8 protein-coding genes are annotated in these 8212 nt (G+C 68.0%); 4 read left to right on the forward strand and 4 right to left on the reverse strand.

The features are described 5' to 3' along the window. The coding region (locus ABZ260_RS40935; RefSeq protein WP_355628451.1) for a M6 family metalloprotease domain-containing protein at positions 1 to 1864 on the reverse strand (1864 nt) is incomplete at its 3' end. 294 nt (positions 1865 to 2158) lie between these two features. On the opposite strand from ABZ260_RS40935, the gene ABZ260_RS40940 reads away from it, so the two are divergent. After that, positions 2159 to 3964 carry an ABC transporter ATP-binding protein gene (locus ABZ260_RS40940; RefSeq protein WP_355628453.1) on the forward strand — a complete coding sequence of 602 codons (1806 nt, stop codon included), beginning with the start codon at positions 2159 to 2161 and terminating at the stop codon, positions 3962 to 3964. Positions 3965 to 4046: 82 nt separating this feature from the next. Here ABZ260_RS40940 and ABZ260_RS40945 read toward each other — a convergent pair whose 3' ends face one another. Next, positions 4047 to 5051 carry an arylamine N-acetyltransferase gene (locus ABZ260_RS40945; protein WP_355628455.1) on the reverse strand — a complete coding sequence of 335 codons (1005 nt, stop codon included), beginning with the start codon at positions 5049 to 5051 and terminating at the stop codon, positions 4047 to 4049. Positions 5052 to 5124: 73 nt separating this feature from the next. On the opposite strand from ABZ260_RS40945, the gene ABZ260_RS40950 reads away from it, so the two are divergent. Both ABZ260_RS40950 and ABZ260_RS40955 read left to right on the forward strand, forming a co-directional pair. Continuing rightward, positions 5125 to 5670: a GNAT family N-acetyltransferase gene (locus ABZ260_RS40950; RefSeq protein ID WP_355628458.1), complete on the forward strand. Its 546-nt coding sequence runs from the start codon at positions 5125 to 5127 to the stop codon at positions 5668 to 5670. Between the two features lie 179 nt (positions 5671 to 5849). Next, the gene (locus ABZ260_RS40955) at positions 5850 to 6326 is read left to right on the forward strand and encodes an NUDIX hydrolase (protein ID WP_355628461.1); all 477 of its coding nucleotides are present in this window, start codon (positions 5850 to 5852) and stop codon (positions 6324 to 6326) included. 48 nt (positions 6327 to 6374) lie between these two features. Here the strand turns inward: ABZ260_RS40955 and ABZ260_RS40960 are convergent, their stop codons facing one another. Together ABZ260_RS40960 and ABZ260_RS40965 are read right to left on the reverse strand one after the other, a co-directional pair. Next, the gene (locus tag ABZ260_RS40960) at positions 6375 to 6623 is read right to left on the reverse strand and encodes a DUF397 domain-containing protein (protein WP_355568586.1); all 249 of its coding nucleotides are present in this window, start codon (positions 6621 to 6623) and stop codon (positions 6375 to 6377) included. A 5-nt stretch (positions 6624 to 6628) separates the two neighbouring features. Next, entirely contained in the window at positions 6629 to 7483 is an 855-nt protein-coding gene (locus ABZ260_RS40965) for a helix-turn-helix transcriptional regulator (RefSeq protein ID WP_355628463.1), read from the reverse strand. A gap of 252 nt (positions 7484 to 7735) precedes the next feature. On the opposite strand from ABZ260_RS40965, the gene ABZ260_RS40970 reads away from it, so the two are divergent. Then, positions 7736 to 8089: a hypothetical protein gene (locus tag ABZ260_RS40970; protein WP_355628470.1), complete on the forward strand. Its 354-nt coding sequence runs from the start codon at positions 7736 to 7738 to the stop codon at positions 8087 to 8089. Positions 8090 to 8212: the final 123 nt, after the last annotated feature.

The following is an 8212-nucleotide window of genomic DNA, read 5'->3' on the forward strand; positions in this document are numbered from 1 at the left end:
GTAGAGCACGCTCGTGGTGAGTTCGGCGGCCCGCTGCTGAACGATGAAGCCGTCCATGCCGGATGAGCCGGCCCCGGGTAGGAACACCGCCGCCGAACAGCGGGAAGCGGCAGGTGGAAAGGCCGTCGCCGGACGGGAGGCCGACGGACGGGAGCACCTTCACCCCGCGCTTGTTCGGGCCGGCGCCGTCCAGTGAGCGGATCGCCACCGTGTAGGAGAGCACGCCCTTGCGGTCGCGCTTGAGATCCAGGACGTAGAAGTGGAGCCGGTTGGCCTCGTCCACGTACTCGAACTCGGAGCCCGAGCCGGTGCCCGCGTGGAACAGGGCGTCCGACAACTGGCGGTAGTCGCCGATCGTGATGGGCACGGCGGTGCCGTCCGGCAGCACGTAGTCGGTCATGCCGATGTCCTGCGGGTTGGCGTCGATCACCCACTCGAAGGGCGCCTGGTCGGCGTTCTTGGTCTTGGCCAGCAGCACACCCGAGTCCGGCGTGAAGGAGTCGGCGCCCATCCTGTCCACGACCTCGAGCGTGTAGTTGTGGTATCCGCCGCCGTCGCAGAACGGGTCGGTGCGCACGTCGCAGGCCGGGCTGCGGTCGCCGTCACCGAAGGCGATGTTGACCCCGGACAGACCGGCCGGTCCCGGCTGGATCACCCGGGCGGTCACCTCCGCCACGACGACCCCGGACTCGGCCAGCGCCTCACGGGACAGGCGCAGCACGTTGTTCTCGTCCACCATCTCAAGCTTGATCTTGTTGCGGAGCATGTGCTGGGCTCCCATGGAGCCGCCCGAGGTGGGCGGGATCAGCCAGCGGCTGTGCGGGCCACCCGGGCCGTTGAAGCTGCCCCGGCTGAGCATCTCCCAGATCCCGGTGTACGCCCGGCGTGGCGGTACCCCGAACGGGTTGTTGTAGTTGTCGCCGATGCCGAGAATGTGGCTGAGCTCGTGGGCGTAAACGCCCTGCCCTGAGCTCTCCGCCTGGGTGGAGGACCCGCCCCCGGCGTTGGGCCAGATGGAGGCGGCCGAGGCCCAGGACGTCCACTCCACGTAGCGGGTTCTGGCCCAGTTGGGCAGGGCCGGGTCGGGCGGGCCGAAGTCGTCGGTCACCGCCTCCTTGGTGGGGAACTTGATCGGGCCGAACTCCTGCCAGGTGGCCGACTCGTCCTGTCCCGCGCTCAGGTAGAAGACGAAGTCGAAGCCCGCCGGAACCTCCTGGCCGACGTCACCGATCCACGACGCCCGCGCGTCGGTCCTGATGTTGCGGTTGCAGGCGTCACCGGCCGGGCAGGCGGTGCCTCCCTGGAACTCCATGGCGTACTCGTGTGACTTGCCCGGCATCTGGTAGGGGCCGAACGCGGTCAACTCCACGCCGTAACGACCCCCGGAGTCCTCCATCCAGTACTCGTGGATGGTGTGGCCCCGGTTGAGGTCGTTGGGGGTGTTGAGGAAGTCCCGGTAGAAGCCGGCGACCTGGTCACGGGGAATGTCGTGGGCCTCGGCGCTGGGATTCCTGAAGACCGTCGAGCCCTTGGGCTGGGTGACCACGAACGGCTGGTTGGGATAGTCGGCCAGGACGAGCGCGCCGCGGAAGGTGCGCTTGGAACCCTTGACCGCGGGGTCGGCCCAGTTGGTGCCGGGGGGTTTGCGGTAGTCGGCCCACGTCATGTGGTCCGGGTTCTTCCAGTTCTGCGGGTCGATCGGTGCCGGGGTGACGGGCTCGGCGCGCCGCGCGGCCGAGGCCTCGGGGGCGTCCTGCTGCCAGGGCTGGGTCTGGGGCCAGTGTTCCAGGCGCCAGGGGTGCTCCGGGTCCGGGGCGGGGTCGGCGGAGGCGGGCAGGGAGGCGAGACCGATAGGGATCAGCACAACTGCGGCGATCAGTACTTTAAGCAACTTGGGGGGACGAGTCACGCTAAATGACGTTATAGATCGCTTTCGGATAGATCAACGACTCTCCGTCAGGAAAGTTGATGAACGCTCGGCGGAAACACTGTCGAGATCTGGCCACTCCCGTCACCTCCCTCCCATCGGTCGGCCCCGGCGAGCCGGTTGCCAGCAAAAATGCCTGACCGGCCCCGTAACCTCTTGTTCGGACAGCCACCAGAAGGGAGTTCCATGACGGAACAGACCAGGAGTGCCGAACGGCACGAAACACCTCATATGACCGATGATCCCCGCGCGAACGAAGCACCCCCCGGAGAGCAGGCCCCCCTCGAAGACGGAGCACCACCCACCAGCGACGAGCCCCGCGCGCCCCTGCGGCGCGTCGTCGGCCTGTTCCGCCCCTACCGGGGCCGGCTGGTCATCGTGGGCGCCCTCATCGGACTGTCCTCGCTCGTCTCGCTGGCCTCGCCGTTCATGCTCCGCGCGGTGCTCGACGACGCCATCCCGCACGGCAGGACCGGCCTGCTGACGCTGCTCGTACTCGGCATGGTCGCGGTCGCCGTCGTCACCAGCGTGCTCGACGTCATCCAGATGCTGATCTCCAACGGGGTCGGCCAGCGCGTCATGCACGATCTGCGCACCGCCGTCTACGGCCACCTGCAGCGCATGTCCATGGCCTTCTTCACCCGCACCAGGACCGGCGAGGTGCAGTCGCGCATCGCCAGCGACATCGGCGGCATGCAGCTGGTGGTCACCTCCACCGCCGCCGCGATCGTCTCCAACCTGACCACCGTGATCGCGACGATCATCGCGATGCTGGTGCTGGACTGGCGGCTGACCGTGGTGTCACTGCTACTGCTCCCGCTCTTCGTCGGCATCAGCCGCAGGGTCGGCCGGGAACGCAGAAAGATCACCTCCGAGCGGCAGCGGAAGATGGCCGCCATGTCGTCGATGATCCAGGAGTCGCTGTCGATCAGCGGCATCCTGCTGGGCCGGACGATGGGCCAGGGCCCCGAGCTCGCCAGACGGTTCTCCGCCGCCTCGGACGAGCTGGCCGTCCTGGAACTCCGCTCCAGCATGGCCGGACGCTGGCGGCAGTCCACCATCCAGATCATCATGGCGGCCATGCCCGCGATGATCTACTGGGCCACCGGACTGACCTCGGCGATCTCCATCGGCACCGTCGTCGCCTTCACCACCCTCCAGCTGAACCTGTTCCGCCCCTCGGTGTCGCTGCTCAGGCTCGGCGTCGACGTGCAGAGCTCCCTGGCGCTGTTCGCCCGGATCTTCGAGTACCTGGACCTGGCCGTGGACATCCACCCCGGCACCCGCACGCCGAAGACGGTACGCGGCGAGATCCGCTTCGAGCACGTCGACTTCTCCTACGGGGAGACCCCGACCCTGTCGGACATCGACCTCACCGTCCCCGCGGGCACGACCCTGGCCGTGGTCGGCGAGACCGGCTCGGGCAAGACCACGCTGAGCTACCTGCTCCCCCGGCTGTACGACGTGACCGGCGGGCGGATCACCGTCGACGGGGTGGACGTGCGCGAGCTGACCTTCGAGGCCCTGGCCGAGACGGTCGGCGTGGTCTCCCAGGAGACCTACCTGTTCCACTCCTCGATCGCCGACAACCTGCGGTTCGCCAACCCCTCGGCCACCGACGAGGAGATCGTCTCCGCCGCCCGGGCCGCCCGGATCCACGACCACATCGCCTCGCTGCCCGAGGGGTACGAGACCATGGTCGGCGAGCGCGGCTACCGCTTCTCCGGCGGCGAGAAGCAGCGCCTGGCCATCGCCAGGACGCTGCTGCGCGACCCGCCCGTACTGGTCCTCGACGAGGCCACCAGCGCCCTGGACACCCAGACCGAGCGCGCCGTCCAGGAGGCGCTGGACACCCTGTCACGCGGCCGGACCACCATCACGATCGCCCACCGCCTGTCGACGATCCGCAACGCCGACCAGATCGTGGTCCTCGACCGGGGCCGCATCGTCGAACGCGGCAGCCACGACGATCTCCTCGCCGCCGGCGGCCCCTACGCCGCCCTTGTCAACCGCGACCGCTCCCTCACCACGGCCTGACCGGGCCGGATCCCGGTGGAGAACCGCACTCCAGGTCATTCCGTGGGCAGAAGCTCAGCCAGGTTCAACCTGGCCAGGGCAGCTATGACGGCGGAGTCGCGGAGGGGACCCGGTCGAGGGCGATCCCGAAGGAGTCGAGGTAGGCGGGGAGGAGTTCGGTCTCGTCCAGGACGCGTTCGATGCGCTCGCCGTCCACGCTGTGGATCAGTTTGCGGTCCCTGAGCGTGGTCCGGCCCTGGGCCGTGCGCATCGAGCAGATCGGTGACCTGGTGAAGTGCGACTGCGGGGAGGTCGCCTGCCACCAGCACATCGGGACGAAGTCCGCCAGCTCGTAGGGCCGGGCGGTCAGCCGGTAACCCGGGTCGCCATTGTGCGTGATGTCGAGGTCGCCGTGGTCACCGTGGTCGCCGGGTGCGGGTGCGATCCGGAACACGCCCCCGCCGTCCTTCTGCTCCGCGCGCTCGTGGAGCCGCAGCGGCTCGTCGGAGAAGTCGCCGAACCCGACGTCGACCAGCCACGACTCGTCGAGATCGACGCGGAGTGCCAGGTGGTCGAAGAGCGGCCCCGGCGCGCCGCCGCCGAAGACCCGGGCGGCCAGCAGCGTCACCCGGTAGCCGAGCGCGGTCAGCAACTCGGCGAACAACCCGTTCAGCTCGTAACAGAAACCGCCGCGACGGCGGTTGACGATCTTGTCGAACAGCGCGTCGGAGTCGAGCGAGATCGGCTCGCCGAGATGGATGCTCAGGTTCTCGAACGGCACCGTCCTCAGGTGCGCGAACTGCAAGGCCCGCAGGCTCCGAGCATCCGGCTCCGCGAGCCGGGTCACGCCCAATCTGTCCAGATAGTGAGTGATCTGCACCTCGTCCATGGAGCAAGCAAAGCACGCGCCGAGCACGTCCAGTACCCATCGGATCCCGCCACCGGCGAACGCCTGCCCCGGCAGATGGAGAGCCGCGACTGGACGGAAGAGGCCGTCACTCAGCCCGGTGTCGGGCTTTGGGGGTACGGCGTTGCCTTCGTCACGCTGCACTGATACGGCGGCGACTTCCGCACCGAGGCGGCGGTCGGCCAGGGAGAACCGTCCCACTAGATTTGGCTCACGGCACCGGATGTCCCGGCATCCGCATGATCCACCGATTGCTGAAGAGGACCCCGCACTCATGAACAGCCCTTCGCGGACCGCGCGAGCGACCTTCCGTGCCGCCACCGTCACGGACATCCCCACCCTGGTCTCCCTGGTCGAGTCCGCGTACCGGGGAGAGTCGAGCCTGGCCGGTTGGACGAGCGAGGCGCATCTGCTGGGCGGGCAGCGGACCGATGCCCAGGGCGTGACCGCCGCGGTGGAGAACCCGGACGGCCGCATGCTGGTCGCGGAGTCGGAGGGCGAGATCATCGCCTGCTGCCAGGTGGAGCGCCGGGGCGGGCACGCGTACTTCGGGATGTTCGCCGTACGCCCCACGCTGCAGGGCGGCGGCCTCGGCAAGGCGGTCCTCGCCGAGGCCGAGCGTCTCGCCCGCGACGAGTGGGGGGTGGACGAGATGCACATGACGGTGATCTCGGCTCGCGAGGAACTGCTGGCCTGGTACGTGCGCCGGGGCTACGTCCGCACCGGCGAGACGACCCCGTTCCCCTACGGCGATGAGAGCTTCGGCCTGCCGACCAGGGACGACCTGGAGTTCGAGGTGCTGGTCAAGAAACTCGGCTGAGTAGAAGGATCGTCCACCGGGGCATCTGCCGTCAGGGAGGGCCGAGGAGGGGAGCACGCCGGCTTGGGAAACTCGACCGAGCGGCGACGGTGACGTCCGGCCTTCCGGATGTGAATGGCCGATGACGGTTCGGCGGGCCTTGCCCGGGACCTGCGGCTCGTGGCGGTAGCGTGGCGAGGGTGAGCAAGCCCTACCTCGACCCCGTCACCTGGTACGCCACCCTGCCCACCGTGTTCGTCTGCGCCTGCCTGCTGATCACCGACCCCGAGGGCCGGGTGCTACTGGTCAAGCCCAACTACCGGCCGACCTGGGACTTCCCCGGTGGAGTCGTGGAAGAGGACGAGGCGCCCCACGCGTGCGCGAGGCGTGAGGCGACCGAGGAGCTCGGCGTGCCCGTCGAGGTGGGTGACCTCCTCGTGGTCCACTGGAGCCCACCGTCGGGGGAACGCCCCCGCCCGCTGATCCACTTCGTGTTCGACGGCGGCGTGCTGAGCGATCCCGGTCAGATCAGCCCGGAGGCCGAGGAGCTTGACGAGGTGGCGTTCCTCCCGTGGCACACCGCCGTCACCCTCCTTGGGGAGAAGGCCACCACCCGCCTGCTCACCGCCCGCCTCGCCCGGCAGGAAGGACGTCCCGTCTACCTGTCGGACGAGTGACCGACGGACCGAGCCTGACGGGCCGTCATCGCGTTCAGGCCCCTCGCCTCAGCCCGAGGTGCCGGAGAAGTCGAATTCCCCGTCCTTGACACCGCCGACGAACGCCTCCCACTCGGCGCGGGTATAGACGATCACCTCACCATCAGGCCGATGACTGTGCCGCACCGCCACCCGCCCACTACCATCGGCCAACGGCCCGGCCTCCACGCAGCTTCCACCGCCGTTCTCGCTCTTCGTACTGATGTGCCAGGCCACACCGGCCAGTTCACCGGAGCTGGGCTTACTGTGCTCCTGCATCGCGTTCACCGCATTTCTTTCGCTATTGCGGAGATGAGCTCGGCCGAGTTTTCGGGGCCGAGGGCGAGCTTCTGCAAATTATCGTACGTCAGCATGAAGCTCTCAGCATCGGGCGATTCCACGTAAATAGCGCCCTTCGGGGTCTCCGCATAGGCGACCCCAGGATAGGGATTCCTCATCGCCAGTATTCGGAAAGCACCTGTCGGGCTGGCATGCGCACCAGCACTGAACGGGAGCACTCGGATCTCGATATTCGGCCGGGCGGCGCACTCGATCAGATGACGTAGCTGCGCCATCTGACATTCCGGACCACCGACCTCACGGTGCAACACCGCTTCATCGATGATCGCTGACAGGCGCGGAGGGTCGTCACCTCGGAGGATCTCCTGACGAGTCATGCGCAACTCGACCCATCGCTCGATCTGCTGTTTTTCGGCACCGAACTCCGCCGCCGCGATCACCGCCCGCGCGTACTCCTGCGTCTGAAACAACCCGAGAAGCAGGGTGTTGTCAAAGGAGCGGATTTCGGCCGCACGGGACTCCAGCCACACATAGTCGACGAACGCACCGGCGACCTCGTTGGCGTACCCGTCCCACCAGCCCTTCTGCCAGACCTCCTGGCTGAGCTTCATCAGGCTCTCGCGTCGCCTGCCGTCGGCCACGCCGTACAGGTCGAGGAGGGCCAGCAGGTCCGGGCGCCGGATCGGATACTCCCCCGATTCGAAGCGGCCCGCAGTGGACGGGTCTCGCTGGAGATACTCGGCCACGTCCTTGAGCAACAGAGAGTTGGCCTCACGTAACTCGCGGAGTTGCTGGCCGAGCCACTGTGCTCGGAGCGTCACCCACTTCGGAGCAGCCATATCCACCTTCCAGGCTGGGCTGTACAGGCCAGGGCTTCACCAGCCTGGCAAATACAGCTTGTGAACTTTAGTAACCGTGTGTCACTATACTCAACGTAGCCACCCGCTCACAGAGAGCGCAAGAAATGGCAGCATCCGACCACGGGACGGTCACGTGGTCACAGGAACACCAGGGAAGAGAAGGAGACCGGGGCGGGCTTCGCTGACAGGCCATGCTCGCCCCGGTCCCGATGCCGGAAGGAAGCACCCGAGATGGAGCACTTCAACGGTTCCGACTACCCGACTGTTTACCACGGCATGGGCTCACGGCGCGGCGAGACCGAAGACGGCGGGGGCGGTTTGTCCTGGGAGTCCGATTTGCCGCTCAGCAGGGAGGAGGTGCGGGCACTGGCCGGAGGGTTGCCCCGCGTGTTCGCGCTGGTCCGGGAGGTCGAGGACGAGGAGATCATGGCGCGATTGGTGGCCTACGGGCTGGCCCTGCCGGGCGGCGACGCGGCCACCGTCGGCACACCCCGGGGATTCGGCCGGTGGACGAGCCCGCAGAGCGCGGCGTACCGGCTCGGCTCCGACCTCGTCTGGCTCGGCGACAGCGACGGCGACGAGTAACCGTACCCGCCTGGCACGGGACGGCTCGGCGGTCACCGTGTCGGCGGCGGGCGCGCAGGCCGCTGGTGACATCGGCGCGGGAGAAGGCGTGGCAGCCCAGGAAGTTGATGTTGTCATAGGCGA

Origin of the sequence: Streptosporangium sp. NPDC006013 (assembly GCF_040614275.1) — a bacterium.
Lineage (GTDB): Bacteria > Actinomycetota > Actinomycetes > Streptosporangiales > Streptosporangiaceae > Streptosporangium.